The sequence below is a fragment of the Ovoidimarina sediminis genome (assembly GCF_032586175.1).
Lineage (GTDB): Bacteria > Pseudomonadota > Alphaproteobacteria > Rhodobacterales > Rhodobacteraceae > Ovoidimarina > Ovoidimarina sediminis.
This window is the reverse complement of record NZ_JAWHTE010000016.1, coordinates 1-23852: the sequence shown is the minus strand read 5'-3', so window position 1 is coordinate 23852 and position 23852 is coordinate 1. Positions and strand designations below refer to the sequence as shown.

The following is a 23852-nucleotide window of genomic DNA, read 5'->3' as shown; positions in this document are numbered from 1 at the left end:
CGGATCAAGTCCGGGGCTTCGTTTACGCCCTGTTAACCTTGTGCCGGCATGCCAGGCGGATGGCGTACCACGTCTACATCCTGTCCTGTGCGTCAAATACGGCGATCTACATCGGCTCGACGCAGGACCTTCCACAGCGGCTCGAACAGCATCGCAGCGGGGCCGGTGGTACGCATACGGCAAAGTACCGTATCAGGAAGCTCGTCCATCTCGAGACCTACGGGACGCGCGCAGAGGCGTTGGAGCGCGAGCGCAAGCTGAAACGCTGGCGGCGGGCGTGGAAGAACGATCTGATCGCGGCGGCCAATCCCGGATGGCGCGACCTTTCGATGGAGAGGTCCTTCCTGTAGCCTGCGCTGGAGCCGAGGTCCCGGATCAGGTCCGGGACTGCGCCAGGACGGGAGACAGGACATGACCCAGCACGACATAACCCTCGACGAAACCCAGCTTCGGATCGACCTCGCCGCCGCGATCCGGCTCTCCTGCCGCGCCGACTGGCACGAGGGCGTGGCGAACCATTTCTCCGTCGCGGTCTCGGCGGACGGCAAGAAGTTCCTGATGAACCCCCGCTGGGTGCACTGGAGCCGGGTGCGCGCGTCGGACCTGATCCTCTGCGACGCCGACGACCCCGAGACGATGAACCGCCCCGACGCGCCCGACCCCTCCGCCTGGTCGATCCACGGCGCGATCCACCGCAATCTGCCGCAGGCCCGCGTCGCGCTTCACATCCATCCGCCCTATTGCACCGCGCTTGCGGGGCTGAAGGATCCGCGCATCCTGCCGATCGACCAGGTGACCGCGCGGTTTTACAACCGGCTGGCCTATGACCTGAGTTTCGGCGGAATCGCGAACGATGCGGCGGAGGGCGAACGGATCGCGGCCACCATCGGCAACCACGGCGCGGTGATGATGCAGAACCACGGGGTGACGACCTTCGCCGCCACCGTGGCCGAGGCCTGGGACGCGCTCTATCACCTCGAACGCGCGGCGCGGACGATGGTGCTCGCTTACCAGACCGGCCAGCCCCTGGCGGTGATGCCCGACGACCTGGCCGAAGAGACGGCGGCCGAGTGGCACACGGTGAAGGAGGCCGAGTTCGCCCATTTCGCCGAAATGAAACGGATCCTCGATCGCGAGGCGCCCGACTACAAGGACTGAGGGGCGAGGGGGCGCTGCCCCCGCCGCCCGTGCCGGGCGGCCCCCCGGAGTATTGAGACCAAAATGAAGGGGCGGAACGGCCCCGGGATCAGGGAGACGAAGATGAGCACGGTGATCAAGGGCGGCACGGTCGTCACGGCGGATCTGACCTACGCGGCGGACGTGAAGATCGAGGGCGGGCGGATCGTGGAGATCGGGCCGGATCTGTCGGGCGACGAGGTGCTCGATGCCGCGGGATGCTATGTCATGCCCGGCGGGATCGATCCGCACACCCATCTCGAGATGCCCTTCATGGGCACCTATTCCTCGGACGATTTCGAAAGCGGCACGCGCGCGGCGCTCGCGGGCGGCACGACCATGGTCGTCGATTTCGCGCTGCCCTCGCCCGGCCAGGGGCTTCTGGACGCGATCGGGATGTGGGACAACAAATCGACCCGCGCCAATTGCGACTATTCCTTCCACATGGCGATCACCTGGTGGGGCGAACAGGTCTTCGACGAAATGCCGAAGGTGGTGGAGCGGGGCATCAACACCTTCAAGCACTTCATGGCCTACAAGGGCGCGCTCATGGTCAATGACGACGAGATGTACGCCTCCTTCCGGCGCTGCGGCGAGATCGGGGCGATCCCGCTCGTCCATGCCGAGAACGGCGATGTGGTGGCCGAACTTCAGCGCAAGCTGATGGAGGAGGGCAATAACGGCCCCGAAGGCCACGCCTACAGCCGCCCGCCCGAGGTCGAAGGCGAGGCCACGAACCGGGCGATCATGATCGCCGATATGGCGGGCGTGCCCCTGTATGTCGTGCACACCTCCTCGGAAGATGCCCACGAGGCGATCCGCCGCGCGCGCCAGGCCGGGCGCCGGGTCTGGGGAGAGCCGCTGATCCAGCACCTGACGCTCGATGAGACCGAGTATTTTCACGAGGACTGGGATCATGCCGCCCGCCGCGTGATGAGCCCGCCCTTCCGCAACAAGAAGCACCAGGACAGCCTCTGGGCCGGCCTGCAATCCGGTTCGCTGTCGGTCGTGGCGACCGATCACTGCGCCTTCACCACCGAGCAGAAGCGTTACGGCGTCGGCGATTTCACCCAGATCCCGAACGGCACCGGCGGGCTTGAAGACCGGATGCCGATGCTCTGGACCCACGGGGTCGCGACCGGGCGGCTCACGCCGAACGAATTCGTCGCCGTCACCTCGACCAATATCGCCAAGATCCTCAACATCTATCCCCGGAAGGGCGCGGTTCTCGTGGGCGCCGATGCCGATCTCGTGGTCTGGGATCCGGCGAAGGAAAAGACGATCAGCGCAGAAACCCAGCAATCGGCGATCGATTACAACGTCTTCGAAGGCAAGCATGTGAAGGGCTTGCCGCGCTTCACCCTCAGCCGCGGCAAGGTGGCGATCCACGATGGCGAGGTGCGCACGGAGGAAGGCCACGGCGAATTCGTCCCGCGCCCCGCGGGCCAGAGCGTCACAAAGGCGCTCTCGACCTGGAAGGAGCTGACCGCGCCCCGGAAGGTGGAGCGGACGGGGATCCCCGCCAGCGGGGTCTGAGCGCGCCATGGGCGGGCTCACTGCCGACGAGGAGGCCGCGATGCGGGCCGCCGCCGATCTGGCGGTGTCCTACCGGCAGGGGCTGCCCGACCGGCCGGTACCGGCGCAATCAAGCCACGATGATATCATCGCGGCCTTCCGCACGCCGCTGGCCGATGCGGGCCAGCCCGCCGAAGCGGTGATCCGCGCGCTGGCCGAGACGGCCGATCCCGGGATCGCGGGCATGAGCTCTCCCAATTTCTACGGCTATGTCCTGGGCGGCTCGATGCCGGTGGGCGTGGCGGCGGACATGCTCGTCTCCGCCTGGGGGCAGAATGCGGGGTCTTCGGTCGAAACCCCGGCGATCACCGGGATGGAGCGCGCGGTCTGCGACTGGATCCTCGATCTGCTCGATCTGCCCCTGGACAGCGGTGTGGGGCTCGTCACCGGCGCGACGGTCGCGAATACGCAAGGCGTGATGGCGGCGCGGCACGCGCTTCTGGCCCGGCAAGGCTGGGATGTGGAGGAAAAGGGGCTTTACGGCGCCCCCGAGATCCCGGTGCTGATCGGGGCCGAGGCGCATTCGGCCCCGTTTGCGGCGCTGCGCTACGCCGGGCTCGGCGCGGGCCGGGCCTCCCGCGTGGCGACGGACGATGAGGGCCGGATCCGGCCCGACGCCTTCGCCGAGGCGCTGGAGGCCACGACCGGCCCGCCGCTCGCGATCCTGCAGGCCGGCCAGATCAACACGGGCGCCTTCGATCCCTTCGCCGAGCTCATTCCGATGATCCATGCCCGGGGCGGCTGGGTGCATGTTGACGGGGCGTTCGGGCTCTGGCTTCGGGCTGTACCTGAGTTGCAGGGCAGGCTCGCGGGCGTCGGCGCGGCCGATAGCTGGGCCACCGACCTTCACAAGTGGATCAACGCGCCCTTCGATGCGGGCGCCGTGATCGTGCGGGATCGCGCGCCGCTGGTGGCGTCGATGACGGCGCGCGGGGCCTATCTGCCCGACGAAGGCGCTGAATGGATCCCCACGGATTCGACGCTGGAACTCAGCCGCCGGGCGCGCGGCGTGCCAAGCTATGCGATCTTCCGCCATCTCGGGCGGTCGGGGGTGCGGGAGATGGTGGCGCGGCATTGCCGGCTTGCCGCCGAACTCGCGCGCGAGCTGGCGCGGGAGCCGGGCCTTCGCGTTCTGAACGCGGTGCATTCCAACCAGGTGGCGCTGACCTGTGGCGAGACGGATGCGGAGACCGACGCGGTGCTGGCCGAGGTGCAGGGCCGGGGGCGCGTGTACCCCACTCACGGCGAATGGCGCGGACGGCGGATTATCCGTTGCTCCATAATCGGTTACGCGACGAAGGAGACGCATACGCGGCTTCTGGCCGACGAGATCAGGCAGGCGTGGCGCAAGGTGCGGGAGGCGGCATGACACAGGTGGCGCTGGTGATCGGCGGCGGAAGCGGCATGGGGGCGGATTGCGCCCGGCGGCTGAAGGCCGACGGGTTCGAGATCGGCGTGATGTCGTCCTCGGGAAAGGGCGAGGCCCTGGGCAACGAGCTTGGGGGTCTGGGGTTAACCGGATCGAACCGGGAAACGGCGGATATCGTGGCCTTCCGCGATGCCGCCATGGCGCGTTGGGGGCGGATCGACGCGGTGGTCAGTTCCGCCGGCCACGGGCCCCGGGCGCCGGTGCTGGAGCTTTCCGATGCCGACTGGCACGAGGGGCTCGAAGTCTACATGCTGGGCGCGGTCCGCGCCGCCCGCGCGATCGCGCCGGTGATGGAGGCGCAGGGCGGCGGGGTGTTCGTCAACATCTCCACTTTCGCGGCGTTCGAGCCGGATCCCGTATTTCCCACATCGGGCGTGTCGCGCGCGGGGCTTGCGGCCTTCACCAAGCTTTTCGCGGATGCCTATGCGGCGAAAAACATACGCATGAACAACGTCTTGCCCGGGTTTATTAACACGAAACCCGAGAAGGAGGAATTCCGCGCACGCATCCCGATGGGCCGCTACGGACATTCCTCGGGAGAGATCGCGGCGACGGTGGCCTTCCTCTGTTCGGACGGGGCGGGATACATCACGGGCCAGAACATTCGGGTCGATGGCGGGATCACGCGGTCGGTCTAGGCAGGGGGCACATGGGGTTCGAGATCAGGCAGAAGGGTGACGGATTCCTGTTCATGGGGATCGGTGCGGGCGATCACCGCGCGCGCCGGGGCGTCGAACGGGTTGAACGGCAGATGCGGCGTGTGGGCGGGGATATAGAGCATGTCGCCAGCGGCCAGCTCCATCCGGTGTTCCAGCGTATCGCCCCAGTACATCACCGCCCGGCCGTCGAGCATGTAGATCGCGGTTTCATGGGCGTCATGCTTGTGGGCCTTGGCGCGGCCACCGGGAGGGATCGTCAGAAGATGCATGCAAATCGCGCCGGAACCCGTTGTTTCTCTTGCGATTCCCTCGAAATAATCAAAACCCTGCTTGCCGCTGTAGGTGGGTTCTGGTCTGACGATCTGGCATTCGGGCATCGGGGCCTCCGGGGGATGGGAACGTGACGGGCGAAGCATTGCAGGAAACGCAGGCCGCGGCGAGGAAAACCGTGGTCGAGGCGTCGGGGCTCGACCTCACCTTCCAGACCAACGATGGGCCGGTGCAGGCCCTGTCGGACGTGAACCTGACTGTAGAGGCGGGGGATTTCGTATCCTTCATCGGACCGTCCGGTTGCGGGAAGACGACGTTCCTCAGGGTCGTCGCCGCGCTCGAGCATCCCACCGGCGGCAGCATCTCGGTGAACGGCGTCAGCCCCGACGAGGCGCGCCGTGCGCGGGCCTACGGCTATGTATTCCAGGCTGCGGGGCTTTACCCGTGGCGGACCATCGGCAAGAACATCCGGCTGCCGCTCGAGATCATGGGATACGGTCGGGCGGAGCAGGACAAGCGGGTGAAGGACGTTCTCGAACTCGTTGATCTTGCAGGATTCGAGAACAAGTTTCCCTGGCAGCTGTCGGGGGGCATGCAGCAGCGCGCCTCGATCGCGCGGGCGCTGGCCTTCGACGCCGATCTGCTTCTGATGGACGAACCCTTCGGGGCCCTGGACGAGATCGTGCGCGACCGGCTGAACGAAGAGCTTCTGCGGCTCTGGGGCCGGACGGGGAAGACGATGCTTTTCGTGACCCATTCGATCCCCGAGGCGGTCTATCTCTCGACGAAGATCGTGGTGATGAGCCCCCGGCCGGGGCGGATCACGGATGTGATCGAAAGCCCGCTGCCGAAAGAGCGCCCGCTCGATATCCGCGACAGTGCGGCCTTCATCGAGGTGGCGCACCGGGTGCGCGAGGGGCTGCGCGCGGGGATGGGCGATGAGGTCTGAGCGGGGTCAGCGCACGGTCCGTTACCGCCGAAACCCCGTGTACACCGGGCGTACACAGGACGTACACACCGCGTACACCGGCTGTGCGACAGCGGCGATCTTCACGAAGGTTCACAAAGGTTTAAGCGTGCCATGGCGGTGAGCGATGCTGTCAGACCATCGGCCACGGGAAACGGCGTGCGGCGGGCGCGCCCCGAAGACGCGGCGCGGTGTGCGGCGATCCTGAACCGGTGGATCGACGACCGGGACTGGATGCCCCGGGTTCATACCGAAGCGGAGGTCGAGGCCTTCTATCATGACGTCGTCTTCGCGCGCCGGGAGGTGTGGGTGATCGGCGATCCGGCGGCGGGGTTCATGGCGCTCGACCGTGAGGCCGATGTGGTCACCGCGCTTTACGTGGCCGGGCCGGGGCGCGGTTTGGGGCGCAGGCTTCTGAACCACGCCAAGGCGGGGCGGGCGACGCTGGAGCTTTGGACCTTCGTGGCGAACAAGGGCGCGCGCCGGTTCTATGCGCGCGAAGGCTTCACCGAGATCCGCCGGACGGAAGGCGACAACGAAGAAGGCCTGCCGGACGTGCTTCTCAGGTGGGAGCGGGACCGGTGACCCGTATCCTGCCGATCCTGACGGTCGTCGCGGCGATCCTGGCGCTCTGGTACGCCGCCGTCGGGCCGATGAACATTCACGGCGCGGTGGAGCAGGCGGCGCGGGACGGCATGGCCGTGACCCCCGAAACCCCGGCGGAGCGGCGGGATATGGGGGGCATCGCGCTTTTGCTGAAGAACCCCGATGCCGTGCCGGGGGCCTATGCCCAGGAACGGCCGCGCCTGCCCACGCCGCACCAGGTGATCGCGGAGCTTTGGGACACGACCGTCGAAAAGCGCATCACCTCGAAACGGAGCCTCGTCTATCACGGCTGGATCACGCTGTCGGCCACGCTTCTGGGCTTCGCGATCGGGACGGGCGCGGGGATCCTCCTGGCGGTGGGCATCGTGCACAACCGGGCGATGGACATGTCCGTCATGCCCTGGGCGATCGCGAGCCAGATGGTGCCGATCCTGGCGATTGCGCCGATGATCATCGTGGTCCTGAATTCCATCGGGTTGCAGGGGCTGGTGCCGAAATCGATCATCTCGGCCTACCTGAGCTTCTTCCCGGTCGTCGTGGGCATGGTGAAGGGGCTGAGATCGCCCGACGCGATGCAGCTCGATCTTCTGAAAACCTACAATGCGAGCCCGGCAGAGGTGTTCTGGAAGCTGCGGCTTCCGGCCTCGATGCCCTATCTCTTCACCTCGCTGAAAGTGGGGATCGCCGCATCGCTGGTGGGCGCGATCGTCGGCGAACTGCCCACGGGCGCGGCCGGCGGGCTTGGCGCGCGGCTTCTGGCGGGAAGCTATTACGGGCAGACGATCCAGATCTGGGCGGCGCTCTTCGGCGCGGCGGTGCTGGCGGCGGCGATGGTGGGCTTCGTGGGGGTCCTGCAGCGGATGACGCTTCGGCGGATGGGGATGGAGCGGTGAGGCGGGCTGCTGGGGCGCGGGAGGTCCCGGATCAGGTCCGGGACGCGGGCAGGGGGGCTGTCTGCCCCCCCTTGGCCTCCGGCCAATTCCCCCCCGAGGATATTTCCGGCCACATGAAGGGAGGGGGCGCGTGAGCGGGGTAATGGCACAGCGCGGGCTTCTTATCGGCGGCGCCGTGATCCTGGCGGGCGCGGCGCTTGACTGGCGGCTTGGCGTGATCCTCGCGATCTGGGTGGGCCTGTGGCTTCTGAACGTGGCGCTGGCGAACCGGGGCGGGCCGGCCGCGCGCTGGATCGTGCCGGTGATCTTCGGCGCGACGATCCTGATCCTCTGGGAGGCGGTGGTGCGGCTTTACGGCATCCCGCTCGCGCTTCTGCCCGCGCCGAGCGTGATCGCGCGCGCCTTCGCCGAGAACACCCATATCCTCTGGGCAGATTTCGTGCAGACCTTCGTCAAGGGCGCGCTGTCGGGCTTCGCCATCGGATCGGGCGCGGCGATCCTGATCGCGATCCTCGTCGACCGTTCGCCCTTCCTGCAGAAGGGCCTTTTGCCGGTCGGCAATTTCGTGGCCGCGCTGCCGATCATCGGCACGGCGCCGATCCTTGTCATGTGGTTCGGCTTCGACTGGCAATCGAAGGCCGCCGTCGTCGTGGTGATGGTCTTCTTCCCCGTCCTCGTGAACACCGTGCAGGGGCTGAAGGAAGCCAGCCAGATGCAAACCGACCTGATGCGCACCTATGCCGCGGGCTACTGGCAAGCCCTGTGGAAGCTGAGGCTGCCCGCCGCGATGCCCTTTGTTTTCAACGGGCTCAAGATCGCATCGACCCTGGCCCTGATCGGGGCCATCGTTGCCGAATTTTTCGGCTCGCCCGTGGTGGGCATGGGCTTTCGCATCTCGACGAGCGTCGGCCAGCTTGCGCTCGACATGGTTTGGGCGGAAGTTACAGTCGCCGCGATCGCGGGAAGCCTGTTTTACGGATGTGTCGCGCTCGCCGAACGGTGGGTGACGTTCTGGCACCCGTCGCAGAGATAAAAACCAAGGGAGTGAAACCATGAAGACAGTAATCGGTGCAGTCGCGGGCCTCGGCCTGATGACAGGGGCGACCTGGGCCGCCGACGAGGTGACGCTGCAGTTGCAGTGGGTCACCCAGGCGCAGTTCGCGGGCTATTACGTGGCCCTCGACAAGGGCTTTTACGAGGAAGAGAACCTCGACGTCACGATCCAGCCCGGCGGCCCCGACATCGCGCCGCCGCAGGTGCTGGCGGGCGGCGGCGCCGACGTGATGCTGAACTGGATGCCGTCCGCTCTCGCCGCGCGGGAAAAGGGCGTGCCGGTCGTGAACATCGCGCAGCCCTTCAAGTCGTCGGGCCTGATGCTGACCTGCTGGAAGGATACCGGGATCACGGGGCCCGAGGATTTCAAGGGCCGCACCATCGGCGTCTGGTTCTTCGGCAACGAATACCCCTTCCTGAGCTGGATGAGCCAGGAAGGCATTCCCACGGATGGCGGCGAGAACGGGGTGACGGTTCTGAAGCAGGGCTTCAACGTCGACCCGCTGTTGCAGCGGCAGGCCGACTGCATCTCGACCATGACCTATAACGAATACTGGCAGGTGATCGATGCGGGTGTGTCGCCCGACGAGCTTGTGACCTTCAAGTACGAGGATATGGGCGTCGCCACGCTGGAAGACGGGATCTACGTGCTGGAAGAGAACCTTGAGGATCCGGCCTTCGTCGACAAGATGGTGCGCTTCGTGCGGGCCTCGATGAAAGGCTGGAAATATGCCGAGGAGAACCCCGACGAGGCGGCGGAAATCGTGCTCGACAACGACGACACGGGCGCCCAGACCGAAACCCATCAGAAGCGGATGATGGGCGAGATCGCGAAGCTGACGGCGGGGTCGAACGGCGCGCTCGATCCGGCGGATTTCGAGCGGACGGTGTCGACGCTTCTGGCCGGCGGCTCGGACCCGGTGATCACGGCGGAGCCGGTGGGCGCCTGGACGCACACGATCACCGACCAGGCGCTGAACTGAGCCCTGTGAAGATCTGACGCGACGCCCCGGGGATGTCTTCGGGGCATGGTCGCCCGTCAAAACAAGCTAGGGGCGCGGTCGGGAGGCCGCGCCCCAATGCATCTCGGGACAGAAGGGCGCGGGGGGTGATGCAGGTCTGGGTTTCGTCTCAGACCCCGGCGCGCGCCCGGCGCCGTGGTATCGGGGCGTCTCTTACTGCGCCGCGAGGGCGGCGGCCGTCTCGTCGGCCGCATCGGCCTCGAGCAGTTCGGCCGTCTTCAGAAACGTGTCGAGCTGTTCGATATCGGCTTTCAGGGCTTCGACATCGTCGAGAAGTTCCTGGCGGCGCTTTCGGGCATGGCTCAGAATATCGATCACTGGTTCATCCTTCCACTCTTACACTGGCGGAGGCTTTGCGCCTTCCTGACTTCAGAGATCGTCAAGGATTGTGATCGGATTCGGGCAGGCGCTGAGGTTCTTTCGCGGCCATTTCGCCGGGAAGCGTGATCTGGGTCTCACAGGGTGCGCAGGGGTTGCCTGCGGGGCCGGGGGGAGGCGCTCAAAGCGCCTCCATCACCTCGTCGGAGATTTCGAAATTCGCGGTGACGCGCTGCACGTCGTCGTCGTCTTCCAGAACCTCGATCAGGCGCATCAGCTTCTGAGCGCCATCGAGATCAAGCTCGGTCGTCGTCATGGGCTTCCAGATCAGCTTGGTGGATTCGGCCTCGCCCAGTTCGGCCTCGAGCGCGGTGGACACCTCGTTGAGGTCGGTGTCGGCGGTGTAGATGATGTGCCCGTCTTCGGAGCTTTCGACATCTTCCGCTCCGGCCTCGATCGCGGCCATCATCACCGTATCCTCGTCACCCGCATCCGACGGATAGACGATCTCGCCCTTGCGTTCGAACATGAAGCTGACAGAGCCGGTTTCGCCCAGGTTCCCGCCATGCTTGCCGAAGGTCGACCGCACGGTGGAGGCAGTGCGGTTGCGGTTGTCCGTCATCGCCTCGACGATCACCGCGACGCCGCCGGGGCCATAGCCCTCGTAGCGGATTTCCTCGTATTCATCGCCCTCGCCGCCGGTGGCCTTGGCGATCGCGCGTTCGATGTTGTCCTTGGGCATCGACTGCGACTTGGCTTCCTTCACCGCAAGGCGCAGGCGGGGGTTCTTGTCGGGATCGGGATCGCCCATCTTGGCGGCGACGGTGATTTCCTTCGACAGCTTGGAAAAGAGCTTTGAGCGTGCGGCATCCTGCCGGCCCTTGCGGTGCTGGATGTTCGCCCATTTGGAATGGCCTGCCATGGCGTCCTCGGTGTCTCGTGACTGGTTCGGGCTTCCTATATTGCACGGAAGCGCGGGGCTTCAAGCCGGTGCGAGCCAGCCTTTGTAATGAACGAGGGGCGCGCCCCAGGGCAGGGCGAGGCGAATGTCGAAGGTGAAGCGCCCGCTCTCGACGGTTTCGGTGACATCGGAGACCGGGTTCAGGGCGGCGGGCAGGGGGATGCCGAGGAATTCCATGCGTTCGATGGTGATGGCGAGGCCCTTGGGCGTCGCGGTCAGGCGCGTCAGCGCCGTGAGCGGGCCGAAGCGTTCGCGGATCACCCCGGGGGTCTCCGGGGAAAGGGTGCTTTGGAAGCTGTGGCATCCGAAGCGGCGCGTCCAGATTTCGGCGGCGCCCTTCCGCTCCATGGTGACGGAAACGGGCGTGTCGTTCAGTGCGGGCGGAAAGCCCATCAGCCTGGCCAGAAGGCGGGCCGGAAACGACGTGCCCCGCGTGACGGTGGCGCGGCCTTCGAAGCGCTCGCGATCCCAGATGTCGTGGATCCGGCGGATCTCGGGCGGCAGCGCGGCCCAGTCCTCTGCAAGCGCCGCCTCGATCAGGCGGGGGCTCGCCTCTTCCGCCCGGCGGCAGGTGATCGCGAAGCGGGACAGGGCGGCTTCCGCCATGTCCAGATCGAAGGCCTCTGTCGCGGGGCGGGCGCCGGGCGCGACGTCACCGCGCGCAATGCGGGTCACGGCGATCTCTGCTGGAATGGCCGGGATGTTGGGCCCGTCGCCCTCTTCGGCGATCAGCGTCCAGGTGCGGGTGAGCGGGCGGCCCGCCGCGTCGCGGCCCGAGACGGCAACCAGCATGCCGCCCCGGTCGGTGCCGAAGGGTTCGAAAAGCGCGGCGAGGCGGGTGAAAAGCCGCGCATGGCGTTCGGGGTAGCGGAGGAGGCCCAGCCGCGTTGCCCAGGCCACCGCCTGCACCCCGTAATGCAGGATCCCCAGTTCCAGCCCGGCGCGAAACCGGACGGAGCGGGCGGCGAACAGCCCCGGAAACAGCGCCAGATCGGGCGCGCCGATGGGGGCGGCGGGGCGGCGTATCCCCGCGCCGAGGTCGACGGTTTGCGACCGACACCAGGCCGGGGTCTCGACCCAGGCGCCACCGCGCCATTCCCGCAGGGGCCGGCCCGCCTGGGCCAGGATCGCGGCCACGACGGAGAGGCCCCTTGGCGCGCGGTTGCCCGGCAGGATGGCGGAAGAGATCAGCGTGATCTCGGACAGCCCCCCGGCCCCCCAGCGGGCCGCGGCGGCAGAGAGGGCGGGAACGGAGGAAAGGCCCGACAGCACGGTGCGGGACGCCGCGCGCGCCGCCTCGTCATGGGCCGTGATGCCTGCCGTGAATCCCGCGTCGTCCGACAGATCGAGGTAATGGGCCTTGTGGCGAAGCGCGGCCTCGACCGTGGCATAGGGGTGGTCGCCATAGCCCTGGAACGGCCCGGCGGCGTCGATCAGGATATCTGGGGCCTGCGCCCGCAAGGCGGCGTCGAGCGCGCCCGCGTCGCGCCCGTCGAGCGCGAGGGGCGACCCGCCGATCTCTGCGGCACGGGCGGCGGCCTTCTCGGGCGACCGGCCGGCGACGATGACATCGTGCCCCGCCGCGGCGAGAAACCGCGCCGCCCGGCCCCCGAAGACGCCATAACCGCCGAGAACGAGGATCTTCACAGGATCAGACGCTCCTGCACAGCCGGGTCGGGAAGGGTGCAGAGATCGACCCGGGCGGACAGGCGATACCGGTTCCGCGCGACCATCCCATATCCCCAGTCCTGCACCGGGCGCGGCAGGATGCAGAAGGCCGCAAGGGCCGCAGACCAGCCACCCAGATGCCCCCCCGTGCGGATGATCGCGTCAAGCGAGGTGTAGCCCCGGCCCTCGTCGATCAGCAGCCAGCTTGCCGGATCCCCGGGATCGAGCCCGAAATGGGCGAACAGCGCCGCGCCCAGCGGCGATTGCATCGGGATGATGCGGAACCGGCCCGCGCGGTCGTTATGGGCGATCCAGCGGGCCCCCTTGGCACAGAGGCCGCAGCGCGCATCCATCACGGTTCGCGGGCCGCCATCGTCGAAGGCGGGCACGGCGGGATCGTCGCGATAGGCGTAGGGGGCGCGGGGCGTCAGCTTCATGGGCGGCAATATGGGCCAGGTTCCGCGCCGGGACAGCGCGCCGATTGACGCGGGACGGGCAGGGCGGCACTGTCGGCGGGCGGCAAGAGGCAGCGTGCGTGACCCAGGACCAGATCATTCTCTTCAGCCTCTTCGGCGCGGTCTTCGCACTGCTCATCTGGGGGCGGTTCCGCTACGATCTCGTGGCCTTCGCGGCGCTCATGGTCGCGGTCGTCCTGGGCGTGGTGCCGGCATCCGAGGCCTTCGCGGGTTTCGGGCATCCCGCCACGCTTGTCGTGGCGCTGGTGCTCGTGGTGTCGGCGGGGCTCGTCCGGTCGGGCGCCGTAGGGCTGATCACGCGCACGATGATCGACGCGAACCGGGGGCTTCAGGGCCATATCGCGGTGATGGGCGGCGTGGGCGGCATCCTTTCGGCCTTCATGAACAACGTGGCCGCGCTCGCGCTTCTGATGCCCGTCGATATCCAGACCGCGCGGAAGGCGGGGCGCGCGCCTGGCGTGACGCTGATGCCGCTGTCCTTCGCGACGATCCTGGGCGGCATGGTCACGCTGATTGGCACGCCGCCCAACATCATCATCGCGGCGATCCGCGAAGACAGCCTGGGCGCGCCCTTCAAGATGTTCGATTTCGCGCCCGTGGGCGCGGTGGCGGCGCTGGCGGGCCTCGCCTTCGTCGCGCTGGTGGGCTGGCGGCTGATCCCCGTGGCCGACAGCGGGGCGGGGCAGGCCGAGCCCCTGTCGGATATCGCCGATTACATCGCCGAACTCGTGGTGCCCGACGGATCGAAGCTCGAAGGCACGCGGCTGCGCGAGCTTCATGGCACGGCGGAAGAAAACGACGTGGCGATCCTGGGCCTCGTGCGGGACGGCAAACGGCTTTACGGCACCCAGCGGAACGCGATGCTGAGGCCCGGCGACGCGCTGGTGATCGAGGCCGGGCCCGAGGCGCTGGACGAGTTCCGCTCCACCCTCTCGCTCGATTTCGCGGAGGCCAATGCGCTCGATCACCTGACGGCGGAGAACGCGGGCGTGAAGGCGATCGAGGTGGTCGTGCCCGAAGGCGCGCGCATCGCGGGGCGCACGGCAGAGGCGATCGGGCTCTCCTGGCGCCGCCGCACGGTGCTGATGGGGATCTCGCGCCGGGGCCGCAAGATCACCAGCCGGGTGCGCAAGACCCACGTGCAGCCGGGCGACATCCTGCTTCTTCTGGTGCCCGAAGGGGATGCGGCGGACGTGACCGACTGGCTCGGCGGGCTGCCCCTGGCCGACCGGGGGCTCGCGGTGACCGATGCCTCGAAAGTGTGGCTGGCGATCGGCATCTTCGGCGCGGCGGTGGCGCTGTCGGCCTTCGGTCTTCTCTACCTGCCGGTGGCGCTTGGCTGTGTCGTGGTGGCCTATGTGCTGACGCGGATCGTGCCGCTGTCGGAGCTTTACACCCACATCGAATGGCCGGTGGTGGTGCTGCTCGGTTCGATGATCCCCCTCGGCGCGGCTCTCGAGGCGGCAGGGGGCACCCAGCTTATCGCCGGATCGCTCGTGTCGCTGACCGAGGGCTGGCCGGCCTGGGCGGTGCTGACGGTTCTGATGGTGGTGACGATGACGCTGTCGGATGTGCTGAACAACACCGCCACCGCGATCGTCGCCGCACCGGTGGGGATCGGTATGGCCGGGGCGCTCGGGGTCAGCCCCGACCCGTTCCTGATGGCCGTCGCGGTCGCGGCCTCGGCGGCGTTCCTCACGCCCATCGGCCACAAGAACAACACCCTAATCCTCGGTCCCGGGGGCTACGGCTTCGGGGATTACTGGCGCATGGGCCTGCCGCTGGAGATCCTGATCATCGCGGTCAGCATCCCGACGATCCTGGTGGTGTGGCCGCTGTGAGGGCGGCAGGCGCGTGCCCGTTTGTCCGCCCCCAGACACATTCCCGCCATAGTGAAGCGGAAGTGATTTTGCATTAGGAATTTGGAATAAATGCAACAATGTCACAAGGTTAGCAGGCAGACAGACCGTTTCTCTACTTTCGGTTGAGCTTCGCCGCGGAACCGGGCAATCAGGCCGTGATGTTCGAGAGTAATGGCTTAGCCCTCGCCGCAGGGTTCTCCCTCGGTCTTAGCCTGATCATGGCCATAGGCGCGCAGAATGCCTTCATTCTGCGGCAGGGCCTGCGCAGGGAGCATGTCTTTGCCGTTTGCCTGACCTGCGCGCTCTCTGACGCGATCCTGATTCTCGCCGGTGTGGCCGGCTTCGGCTATCTGGTTGAGGCCGCGCCCTGGATCGGGCCGGCGATGACCTATGGCGGCGCCGTTTTCCTGATCGTCTATGGCGCGTTCAGCGCGCGGCGGGCCCTGTCCTCCGCAGTGGCGCTGGAGGCGTCCGAGACCAAGGCCGCCTCGCTTTGGCGGGCGCTTCTGACCTGCCTCGCGCTGACCTGGCTGAACCCGCATGTCTACCTCGATACCGTGGTTCTGCTCGGCTCGATCTCGACCCGCTACGACGCCCGGGCGCTCTTCGGGCTGGGCGCGGTGATCGCGAGTTTCTTTTTCTTCTTCTCGCTGGGTTACGGCGCGCGGATCCTCGCGCCGCTCTTCGCCAAGCCGATCGCGTGGCGCATCCTCGACGGGCTGGTCGCGCTGGTGATGTGGGTGATCGCCACGAAGCTGATCTTCTCTTGATAGGGAGCGCGTGTTCCGGTCTTCTGCGCCGGTGAGCGACACCCCGATCTCCGCGGCGAACCGACCGGTGGCCGGCATCTTCTGGATGGCCGTGACGGGTGTGATGTTCGTGGCCGTGGCGGCGGTGGTGAAACATGTGGGCGACCGGCTGCCCGCCCCGCAGATGGCGTTCATGCGCTATGGGCTGGGCCTCGTCTTCCTGATCCCGATGATCCGCCCGATGCTTGCGGCGGGGCTGACCCGGCGGCAGGCCGGGCTGTTCACCGCCCGCGGCGCGGCGCATTCGGTGGGCGTGATGCTGTGGTTCTACGCGATGACCCAGATCACCATCGCCGAGGTGACGGCCATGAACTACATGGCGCCGATCTATGTCACGCTCGGCGCGGCGCTGTTTCTGGGCGAGGGGCTGGCTTTTCGCCGGATCGCCGCGGTGGCGCTGGCGTTCCTCGGCGCGATGATCATCCTGAGGCCCGGGTTCCGCGAACTCTCGCCCGGGCATCTGGCGATGCTGGTGGCGGCGGTGTGTCTCGGCGGGTCGTATCTTCTGGCGAAGCTTCTGTCGGGCGAGGCCTCGGCGCCGGTGGTGGTGGGCTGGCTGTCGGTGACGGTGACGATCGGGCTTCTGCCCGTGGCGCTGGCCGTCTGGGTGCCGCCGACGCTGACCGAAAGCGCCTGGATCTTCCTGGTCGCGGTCTTCGCGACGGCGGGCCATTACACCATGACCCTCGCTTTCGCCGCGGCCCCCGTGACGGTGACGCAGCCGGTCGCCTTCCTGCAGCTCATCTGGGCGGTGACGATGGGGGCGGTGTTCTTCGGCGAGGTGCTGGACGGCTGGGTGATCCTCGGAGGTACGGTGATCCTCGGATCGGTGAGCTTCATCACCTGGCGGGAACATGTGCTGAAGCGGCGGGCGACGACGCCGGCGGTGGCGGCGACCAAGGTCTGACATCCCGAGCATTTCAAATCCGGGCGGGCGCGTCTGCGGCGCGTTTCCGGGCCGCGCCGTGTCGCCAGGTTTTTATTGACTGACCAGTCAATCAAGTTCATAACCGCCCATCGTTCAACTTGGGAGGCGGGCATGCCCAGAACCGGGATGGAGCCGATACGGCGCAAGGCGCTTGTCGATGCGGCAATCGTCGAAGTGGGCGCGCATGGCGCCCATGCCGTGACCGTGGGCGCGATCGCCCGGCGGGCGGGCGTGTCGAGCGCGCTGGCGCATCACTATTTCGGCGCGAAATCCGATCTTCTGACCGCCGCCATGCGCCGGATCCTTGGCGATCTGGGCCAGGCGGTGCGGGCGGAACTGGCGCGTGCCGGAACGCCCGAGGAACGGGTGCGCGCGGTGATCCGGGCCAGCTTTGCCGCGCCCAATTTCCGCGACGAGGTGATTTCCGCCTGGCTCAACTTCTATGTCTCGGCCCTTAGCGAGGCGCAGGCGGCGCGGCTTCTGAAGGTCTATCACCGGCGGTTGCATTCCACGCTCGCCCATGCGCTCAGGCCCCGCTTCGGCGCGGGGGCGCATCAGGCGGCGGAAACGCTCGCCGCGCTGATCGACGGGATCTATATCCGCGCGGCCCTCGGCGATGGCGGGCCGGAACCGGAAGCGGCGACGGCGCTCTGCCTCGGCGTCTATGACGCGATGATCGGGGAGGCGCGCCATGGCTGAACCCCGGAAAGCGGATTACGTGATCGTGGGATCGGGATCGGCGGGGGCCGCGCTGGCCTATCGTCTGGGCGAGGCCGGGCATTCGGTTCTCGTCGTCGAATATGGCGGCAGTGATGCGGGGCCGCTCATTCAGATGCCCGGGGCGCTCAGCTACCCGATGAACATGGCGCATTACGACTGGGGTTATGCGACCGAGCCCGAGCCCGGTCTTGGCGGGCGCCGGCTGGCCTGCCCGCGGGGCAAGGTGATCGGCGGATCCTCGTCGATCAACGGGATGGTCTATGTGCGCGGCCATGCCGGCGATTTCGCCCATTGGGCGGAAAGCGGGGCCAGGGGATGGGATTACGCCCATGTGCTGCCCTATTTCCGGCGGATGGAACAGTGGCACGGTGCGGGCGACGGGGGGGATCCCTCGTGGCGCGGGACGGACGGGCCCTTGCACGTCTCGCGCGGGCCGCGGGCGAACCCGCTGATCGGGGCCTTTCTGAAGGCCGGGCAGGAGGCGGGCCACCCTTACACCGCCGATTACAACGGCGCGGTGCAGGAGGGTGTGGGCCCCTTCGACACGACGATCTGGCAGGGGCGGCGCTGGTCGACGGCGAATGCCTATCTGCGGCCGGCGGTGGCGCGGTTCGGCGTGAAGATCCTGCGCGGGCTCGCAACGCGCGTCGTGATCGAGGAGGGCCGCGCGCGGGGCGTGATGCTCCGGACCCGGGAGGGCGAGATCCGGATTGATGCGACCCGCGAGGTGATCCTCGCGGCGGGCGCGATCAACAGCCCGAAGCTTCTTCTGCACTCGGGGATCGGCCCGGGGCGGGCGTTGCAGGCGCTTGGAATCGAGGTGGTCGCGGACCGGCCCGGGGTGGGGCGGAACCTGCAGGATCACCTGGAAGTCTACGTGCAGGCGGCCTGCCGCGAGCCGGTGTCGCTTTACAGTTACTGGAACCTCTTCGGCAAGGCGCGGGTGGGGGCCGAGTGGCTGTTTCGGAAGTCCGGGCCGGGGGCCACGAACCAGATCGAGGCGGGGGCCTTCCTGCGCTCTTCGCCGGAGGCCGAGTATCCGGATGTGCAGTTCCATTTCATCCCGATCGCGGTGCGCTATGACGGCAAGGCTTCGGCCCAAGGACACGGCTTCCAGATCCACACCGGGCCGATGCGGTCGGAGGCGCGGGGGCACATCACGCTCAGCACCCCCGATCCCGCCGCGCCGCCGTCGATACGCTTTAATTATATGACCGCGCCGGAGGATTGGCGCGACTTCCGGCGGGCGACTCGGATGGCTCAGACGGTGCTGCGGCAGCCGGCGTTTGCGCGGTATTTCGATCACGAGATCCAGCCGGGGGTGGAGAGCGACGAGGGGATCGACGCCTTCGTGCGCGAGCATGCCGAAAGCGCCTATCACCCCTGCGGGGCCTGCCGGATGGGGGCGGCGGACGATCCGATGGCGGTGGTGGATCCGGAAACGCGGGTGATCGGGGTTCGGGGGCTAAGGGTTTCTGACAGCTCGATTTTTCCGCGCATCACCTATGGCAATCTCAACGCGCCCTCGATCATGGTGGGCGAGAAGGCGGCGGATCACGTGCTGGGGCAGGGCATGCTCGCCGCGGACGAACGGGTGCGGGAGCGGGTGGCGGAACCGGCCTGAGCTGGGGGGCCTGCGCACGGTGGGTTAACCGGGTTTGCGGCCGGAAACGGCCGTGTGCACCCGGCGTACACAGGGCGTACACCGGGCGTACACAGAAAATGCACGACATCGGGATCGGGCGGTTTCTGAACCGGGCGTACGGTTCGGAACTGATAGCGAGTCTCTACTACCGGGTGAGATGATAGCGAGTCGCTATTACTTTCGCTGGCCCGGGACGAGGGGCGCAGCCCCGCCGGGCCAGCGCATGCCCGTTCCGGCGGGCAGGCGCTATTGCGCGGGGATCTTGCCGCTCTGGGTCCTCCGGGATTGCGGGATAAAGCGCGCCGCGCGGAGGTTGGGAGCGCCTGCCCACGGGCATGCACTGGCCCGGCTTGTCGCGAGGGACCGGCAGGGCGGTGCCCGGCCCGGGACACGGGGCGCAGCCCCGCGAAGAAAACCCTTCGACCTTTCCCCGCGATGTCCTAGGTCCCCGCGCATGACCGATCTTCATTCCCGCACCGCCCTTCCGCCCGCCCTGCGTGTTCTGGCCGAGACGCTGCCGCGCGCCGACTGGGAGGCGCATGCGAATTTCGACGGGCTGACGCGGTTCTGGATGAACCGGCACCTGATGTTCCGCGAGGTGCTCGACCGGATGCGGACGGGCACGGAGGCGCGGCTGGATCAGGGCCTCGATCCGCAGCGCCATGCCGCCGAGACGCAGCGCTATGCCTCGTTCTTCCTCAATGAGCTTCACGGCCATCACATGATCGAGGATCAGCACTACTTTCCGCAGCTCATGCGGCTCGACAAGCGGCTGGAGGCCGGGTTTCAACTGCTCGATGCCGATCACCACGCGCTCGACGCCGATCTGCATGCGCTGGCCGAGACGGTGAACGGCTATCTTCAGGGCTGGTCGGCACCCGATGCGCAGGACAGGGCCGGGGCGCTTCTGACCCATCTGCAGGGGTTCGGGGTCTTCCTCGACCGGCACCTGACGGACGAAGAAGATCTGATTGTTCCCATTATCCTGACCCACGCCCCCGATATGCACTGACCGCGACGTCGCGCCGCCCTGCGTTTGCCGCATTCGCTGGGCTGAATGCGGCCCATGGTGAGAGGATTTCTGACTGCGCTGGCGCTTGCCGTGGCCGGGGCGGCCTGGGCGGCGGAACCTGTGACGGGCGACGTCGCGGTGATCGATGCCGATACGATCCGCGTGAACGGGGTGACGATCCGCCTGCACGGGATCGACGCGCCCGAGCGCGACCAGACCTGCCGCCTTGACGGGCGCGACTGGGCCTGCGGGCGCTGGGCGACGGACGCGGCGCGGGCGGCCTTCGAGGGCGCGCGCGCAAGCTGCACGCCGCTGTCGACCGACCGGCACGGGCGGACGGTGGCGCGCTGCCGCGTGAACGGCGACGACATGGCAGACCGGATCGTGCGGATGGGGCTGGCGGAGGCCTATCTGCGCTATTCGCGCGATTACGTGGATGCCGAGAAGGAGGCGGCGCTCGCGCGGCGCGGCATCTTCGCCTCCGATTTCGCGGCCCCCGAGGATCACCGCGCCGCGGCGCGGGCCGCGACGGATCAGCCGCCGCCGGGGCGCTGCGCGATCAAGGGCAACATCACCAAGAACGGGCGGATCTATCACATGCCCGGGCAGGAGCATTACGCGCGCACCCGGATCTCGGAAGGGAAGGGCGAGCGCTGGTTCTGCTCGGAGGCCGAGGCGCGCGCCGCAGGCTGGCGGAAGGCGCGGCGCTGAGGCATAAGCGGGCGGTCATGGGCGACCTCTCGGCTTTCATCATCCATCTCGACCGGGCGACGGACCGGGCCGCGCATGTGGCGCGGATGATCGCGGACCTGCCGGTGCCGGGCGAGGTTCTGCCGGCAGTCGATGCGCGGGCCGCCCCGGCGGGCGAGATGGCGCGCCATGCGCCCGGGGCGCCGCTCGACCCGGCCTATCCCTTTCCCTTGTCGGACACCGAAGTGGCCGTCTTCCTGAGCCACCGTCGGGCCTGGGGCGAGATCGTTTCGCGCGGGCTGCCGGCGGCGCTGGTGCTGGAGGATGACGTGGCGCTTGACCTCGCGCTTTTCCCGCAGGCGCTGGCGCTTGCCCGGGGCCGCGAATACGCCGTCGTGCGCCTGCCCCAGAAGGACCGCGAGCGGGGCGAGACGCTGGCCGAGGCCGCGGGCGCGCGGCTGATCCGGCCCGTGGAGGTGGCGCTTGGCATGCAGGCGCAGCTTGTGGGGCGCGGCGCGGCGGCGCGGCTTCTGGCCGCGTCGGAGACATTCGACCGGCCGGTCGACGTGTTCCTGCAGATGACCTGGGTGCACGGGGCGGATGTGCTGAGCGTCTGGCCCACCGGGGTCAGGGATATCTCCGCCAGCCTCGGGGGCAGCACGCTGAAGAAACGCAAGGGCCTGGGCGCGCGGCTTTCGGCCGAACTCGGCCGTGCGCGGTTCCGGCGGCGTATGGCCGATCTCGCACGCCGGGCGGGGCGCGGCGGATAGGCTTCTGGACCTTTGCCGCGCTCTGCGCCATTACAATGGGCAAGAGGCAGTCGGGAAACGCACCATGGGCCTGATCAACACACTTCTTCGCGCCGTCACCTGGTGGAACGGCCAGACGATCGGAACGCAGATCTTCACCGCCCGGAAGGGCGTGAAGGTGGGCGAGGACGCGGAAGGCAACATCTTCTACCAGACCAAGGACGGGGCGCGCCGCTGGGTGATCTTCAACGGCGAGGCCGAGGCCAGCCGGGTGTCGCCCGAATGGCATGGCTGGCTGCATCGCACCTGGGACGAGCCGCCCACGAAGGCGCCGCTTCCGCGGAAACCCTGGGAGAAGGAGCACCTGGAGAACCTGACCGGCACGCCGCGCGCCTATGCGCCGCCGGGCTCGATCCGCAGGCCCGATCCCGCGCCGCGGCGCGATTACGACGCCTGGTCGCCGGAGTAAGCCGCCCATGTCGAGCCATGTTTCCGAAGTCGTCACCGGCGGTGTCGTCGTGGCCGCCGCCGTGGGCTTTCTGGTTTATGCGAGCCAGTTCGACGGGCTGGGCGCGCAGGGGGGCACCTATCCCCTGAGCGCGAGCTTCCGGTCGGCCGAAGGCGTGACGGTGGGCACCGATATCCGGCTTGCGGGGGTGAAGATCGGGACGGTCACGGGGCTGGAGCTTGACCCGGCGACCTACCGCGCGGAGGCGACCTTCGCGATCCGGGACGGCATCGAACTGCCCGACGACACCTATGTGAGCGTGGCCTCGGAAGGGCTGTTGGGGGGCACGTTCATCGAGATCTCGCCCGGCGGATCGCAGTTCACCTATGGGCCGGGGGACGAGATCCTGGACACCGAAAGCTCGGTCTCGATCATCTCGCTTCTGCTGAAATTCGTCTCGGGCGGGGAGGAATGAGGCGCCTGGCGCTGCTCCTTCTGGTTCTGGCCGCCCCTGCGGCGGCGCAGAATTTCGGAGTGACGGAGGAGAGCCAGGTGCTGTTGCCCGATTTCTCGGAGCCGGTGCTGGACGCCGATGGCAACGAGATCATCGGCGGCGGGATCGTCGTTGAGGAGCTTCAGCCGATGCAGAGCGAGACGCTGAGCCTCGCCCGCCCGCGCCAGGCGCCGGTGGTGCGGGTCGAGCCGGCGGAGACGGCCGTTCTGCGGAGCCTCGACAAGGTGACGGGGATCGTGAAGGACCTCGAACTGAGCCCCGGCGAGACGGCGGCGGTGGGGCGGCTGACGGTTGCGCTGAAGGAATGCCGGGTGCCGGCGGGGAACCCAACGGGCGATGCCTATGCCTATCTGACGGTGACGGCCGAGGGGCTCGACGCGCCCGCCTTCAGCGGCTGGATGGTGGCGTCGAGCCCGGCGCTGTCGGCGCTCGATCACCCGCGTTACGACGTCTGGGTCATCCGCTGCAGGATGAGCTGAGGGGCCGGCACGGGCCCCGCTTCCGTGAAATCGGCCTGGTGCCGGAGTGCCTCGGCCAGCCGCGCGTGATAGGCCGCGCGCGGGATCTCGATCGCGCCGAGGCTGGCGAGGTGGGGGGTGAGGAACTGCACGTCGAAGAGGGTGTAGCCGGCCTGTCGCAAGCGATCGACGAGGTAGGCCAGCGCCACCTTGGAGGCGTCGCGGGCGCGGGAGAACATGCTTTCCCCGAAGAACGCCGCGCCGAGGGAAACGCCGTAGACGCCGCCTGCGAGCGTTTCGCCCTGCCAGACCTCGAGCGAATGGGCCGCGCCCTCGGCATGGAGATCGAGATAGAGCTGGCGAATGGCCGGGTTGATCCAGGTTTCGGGGCGGTCGGCGCAGCCGTCGATCACGCCGGCGAAATCGGTGTCGGTGGTGATCGTGAAGGTGCCGCGCCGGATCGTGCGGGCGAGGCTTTTCGAGATGTGGAACCCGTCGAGCGGGATGATGCCCCGATCCTGCGGATCGACCCAGAAGAGATCGGGATCGTCGCGGGTTTCGGCCATCGGGAAGATGCCCGAGGCATAGGCGTGGAGGAGCAGATCGGTCGTGAGGGCAAGGTCGCGCATGGCCGGGCCAGACTAGCGCCGATGGCGTGGGGGGAAAACGCGGATTTTTCGGGGGGGGCTCGCTTCTTGTGGGGGGGCGATTGTCTCGCAGGGGGCGGGGCTTCCGAGGCAGTGGCTGCCTGTGTGGGGGGAGGTCCCGGGTCGGGGCCTCGGGGGGCTTGCCTGGCGGGGCATTGATTTTGCGTGAGTGGCGGGGTGTCGGGCCATGTCCCGGAGGCCCTGGCTGCCTGTGTGGGGGGAGGTCCCGGGTCGGGCCCGGGACGGCGTATGTTCTGCGCGTTGGCGCTCGGGTGGCGGGGTTTTTGTGCTGTGCGG

General features: G+C 68.0%; 27 protein-coding genes. 21 read left to right on the top strand and 6 right to left on the bottom strand.

Annotation, left to right across the window (positions count from 1 at the left end; genetic code table 11):
• Positions 1-59: 59 nt before the first annotated feature.
• The 5 genes from RXV90_RS17125 to RXV90_RS17105 all read left to right on the top strand — a co-directional run bounded on the left by RXV90_RS17125 (position 60) and on the right by RXV90_RS17105 (position 4818).
• Positions 60-350, top strand: a complete 291-nt coding sequence (locus RXV90_RS17125; RefSeq protein ID WP_316650118.1) for a GIY-YIG nuclease family protein — start codon at positions 60-62, stop codon at positions 348-350.
• A gap of 61 nt (positions 351-411) precedes the next feature.
• Positions 412-1158: a class II aldolase/adducin family protein gene (locus RXV90_RS17120; protein ID WP_316650117.1), complete on the top strand. Its 747-nt coding sequence runs from the start codon at positions 412-414 to the stop codon at positions 1156-1158.
• Between the two features lie 102 nt (positions 1159-1260).
• Positions 1261-2712 carry a dihydropyrimidinase gene (hydA, locus tag RXV90_RS17115; RefSeq protein ID WP_316650116.1) on the top strand — a complete coding sequence of 484 codons (1452 nt, stop codon included), beginning with the start codon at positions 1261-1263 and terminating at the stop codon, positions 2710-2712.
• Between the two features lie 7 nt (positions 2713-2719).
• The gene (locus RXV90_RS17110; protein WP_316650115.1) at positions 2720-4120 is read left to right on the top strand and encodes a pyridoxal phosphate-dependent decarboxylase family protein; all 1401 of its coding nucleotides are present in this window, start codon (positions 2720-2722) and stop codon (positions 4118-4120) included.
• The gene (locus tag RXV90_RS17105) at positions 4117-4818 is read left to right on the top strand and encodes an SDR family oxidoreductase (protein WP_316650114.1); all 702 of its coding nucleotides are present in this window, start codon (positions 4117-4119) and stop codon (positions 4816-4818) included. The genes RXV90_RS17110 and RXV90_RS17105 overlap by 4 nt, the downstream gene beginning before the upstream one ends.
• Here RXV90_RS17105 and RXV90_RS17100 read toward each other — a convergent pair.
• Positions 4815-5108, bottom strand: a complete 294-nt coding sequence (locus RXV90_RS17100) for a cupin domain-containing protein (RefSeq protein WP_316650113.1) — start codon at positions 5106-5108, stop codon at positions 4815-4817. The two genes, RXV90_RS17105 and RXV90_RS17100, sit on opposite strands and share 4 nt — an antisense overlap.
• Positions 5109-5287: 179 nt before the next feature.
• On the opposite strand from RXV90_RS17100, the gene RXV90_RS17095 reads away from it, so the two are divergent.
• From RXV90_RS17095 to RXV90_RS17075, 5 genes are all read left to right on the top strand, one after another.
• Positions 5288-6058: an ABC transporter ATP-binding protein gene (locus RXV90_RS17095; RefSeq protein ID WP_410482380.1), complete on the top strand. Its 771-nt coding sequence runs from the start codon at positions 5288-5290 to the stop codon at positions 6056-6058.
• Between the two features lie 138 nt (positions 6059-6196).
• Positions 6197-6661: a GNAT family N-acetyltransferase gene (locus RXV90_RS17090; RefSeq protein WP_316650111.1), complete on the top strand. Its 465-nt coding sequence runs from the start codon at positions 6197-6199 to the stop codon at positions 6659-6661.
• Positions 6658-7575 carry an ABC transporter permease gene (locus RXV90_RS17085; protein ID WP_316650110.1) on the top strand — a complete coding sequence of 306 codons (918 nt, stop codon included), beginning with the start codon at positions 6658-6660 and terminating at the stop codon, positions 7573-7575. The genes RXV90_RS17090 and RXV90_RS17085 overlap by 4 nt, the downstream gene beginning before the upstream one ends.
• A gap of 130 nt (positions 7576-7705) precedes the next feature.
• Positions 7706-8608 carry an ABC transporter permease gene (locus RXV90_RS17080; protein ID WP_316650108.1) on the top strand — a complete coding sequence of 301 codons (903 nt, stop codon included), beginning with the start codon at positions 7706-7708 and terminating at the stop codon, positions 8606-8608.
• A 19-nt stretch (positions 8609-8627) separates the two neighbouring features.
• The gene (locus RXV90_RS17075; RefSeq protein ID WP_316650107.1) at positions 8628-9611 is read left to right on the top strand and encodes an ABC transporter substrate-binding protein; all 984 of its coding nucleotides are present in this window, start codon (positions 8628-8630) and stop codon (positions 9609-9611) included.
• Positions 9612-9803: 192 nt separating this feature from the next.
• On the opposite strand, the gene RXV90_RS17070 is transcribed toward RXV90_RS17075, so the two are convergent.
• The 4 genes from RXV90_RS17070 to RXV90_RS17055 all read right to left on the bottom strand — a co-directional run bounded on the left by RXV90_RS17070 (position 9804) and on the right by RXV90_RS17055 (position 13034).
• A complete protein-coding gene (locus RXV90_RS17070) occupies positions 9804-9968 on the bottom strand; it encodes a hypothetical protein (RefSeq protein WP_316650105.1) in 165 nt (54 codons plus the stop codon).
• 181 nt (positions 9969-10149) lie between these two features.
• Positions 10150-10890: a YebC/PmpR family DNA-binding transcriptional regulator gene (locus tag RXV90_RS17065; protein ID WP_316650104.1), complete on the bottom strand. Its 741-nt coding sequence runs from the start codon at positions 10888-10890 to the stop codon at positions 10150-10152.
• 60 nt (positions 10891-10950) lie between these two features.
• Positions 10951-12576 (bottom strand): DUF4166 domain-containing protein, encoded by a 1626-nt coding sequence (locus tag RXV90_RS17060; protein ID WP_316650103.1) that lies wholly within the window; start codon positions 12574-12576, stop codon positions 10951-10953.
• Positions 12573-13034, bottom strand: coding sequence for a thiol-disulfide oxidoreductase DCC family protein (locus RXV90_RS17055; RefSeq protein ID WP_316650102.1), 462 nt, complete (start codon positions 13032-13034; stop codon positions 12573-12575). Before RXV90_RS17055 ends, RXV90_RS17060 begins: the two co-directional genes overlap by 4 nt.
• A gap of 98 nt (positions 13035-13132) precedes the next feature.
• Between RXV90_RS17055 and RXV90_RS17050 the strand changes: the two genes are divergently transcribed.
• The 11 genes from RXV90_RS17050 (at position 13133) to RXV90_RS17000 (ending at position 22929) form a co-directional block, all read left to right on the top strand.
• Entirely contained in the window at positions 13133-14914 is a 1782-nt protein-coding gene (locus tag RXV90_RS17050) for an SLC13 family permease (RefSeq protein ID WP_316650101.1), read from the top strand.
• A 179-nt stretch (positions 14915-15093) separates the two neighbouring features.
• Positions 15094-15705 carry a LysE/ArgO family amino acid transporter gene (locus tag RXV90_RS17045; RefSeq protein WP_316650100.1) on the top strand — a complete coding sequence of 204 codons (612 nt, stop codon included), beginning with the start codon at positions 15094-15096 and terminating at the stop codon, positions 15703-15705.
• A gap of 31 nt (positions 15706-15736) precedes the next feature.
• Entirely contained in the window at positions 15737-16651 is a 915-nt protein-coding gene (locus RXV90_RS17040) for a DMT family transporter (RefSeq protein ID WP_410482378.1), read from the top strand.
• 132 nt (positions 16652-16783) lie between these two features.
• Positions 16784-17371 (top strand): choline-binding transcriptional repressor BetI, encoded by a 588-nt coding sequence (gene betI, locus RXV90_RS17035; RefSeq protein WP_316650099.1) that lies wholly within the window; start codon positions 16784-16786, stop codon positions 17369-17371.
• Positions 17364-19016, top strand: coding sequence for a choline dehydrogenase (betA, locus tag RXV90_RS17030; protein ID WP_316650098.1), 1653 nt, complete (start codon positions 17364-17366; stop codon positions 19014-19016). Before betI ends, betA begins: the two co-directional genes overlap by 8 nt.
• Positions 19017-19491: 475 nt before the next feature.
• A complete protein-coding gene (locus tag RXV90_RS17025) occupies positions 19492-20049 on the top strand; it encodes a hemerythrin domain-containing protein (protein ID WP_316650097.1) in 558 nt (185 codons plus the stop codon).
• 54 nt (positions 20050-20103) lie between these two features.
• Positions 20104-20760, top strand: a complete 657-nt coding sequence (locus tag RXV90_RS17020; protein WP_316650096.1) for a thermonuclease family protein — start codon at positions 20104-20106, stop codon at positions 20758-20760.
• A 17-nt stretch (positions 20761-20777) separates the two neighbouring features.
• Positions 20778-21509 carry a glycosyltransferase family 25 protein gene (locus RXV90_RS17015; RefSeq protein WP_316650095.1) on the top strand — a complete coding sequence of 244 codons (732 nt, stop codon included), beginning with the start codon at positions 20778-20780 and terminating at the stop codon, positions 21507-21509.
• Between the two features lie 64 nt (positions 21510-21573).
• A complete protein-coding gene (locus tag RXV90_RS17010) occupies positions 21574-21957 on the top strand; it encodes an NADH:ubiquinone oxidoreductase subunit NDUFA12 (protein WP_316650094.1) in 384 nt (127 codons plus the stop codon).
• Positions 21958-21964: 7 nt separating this feature from the next.
• On the top strand, positions 21965-22411 hold the full coding sequence (gene mlaD, locus RXV90_RS17005; protein ID WP_316650092.1) for an outer membrane lipid asymmetry maintenance protein MlaD: 447 nt from the start codon (positions 21965-21967) through the stop codon (positions 22409-22411).
• Positions 22408-22929 carry a DUF2155 domain-containing protein gene (locus RXV90_RS17000; protein WP_316650091.1) on the top strand — a complete coding sequence of 174 codons (522 nt, stop codon included), beginning with the start codon at positions 22408-22410 and terminating at the stop codon, positions 22927-22929. The genes mlaD and RXV90_RS17000 overlap by 4 nt, the downstream gene beginning before the upstream one ends.
• On the opposite strand, the gene aat is transcribed toward RXV90_RS17000, so the two are convergent.
• Positions 22893-23537: a leucyl/phenylalanyl-tRNA--protein transferase gene (gene aat / locus RXV90_RS16995; RefSeq protein ID WP_316650090.1), complete on the bottom strand. Its 645-nt coding sequence runs from the start codon at positions 23535-23537 to the stop codon at positions 22893-22895. The genes RXV90_RS17000 and aat overlap by 37 nt on opposite strands.
• Positions 23538-23852 lie beyond the last annotated feature (315 nt).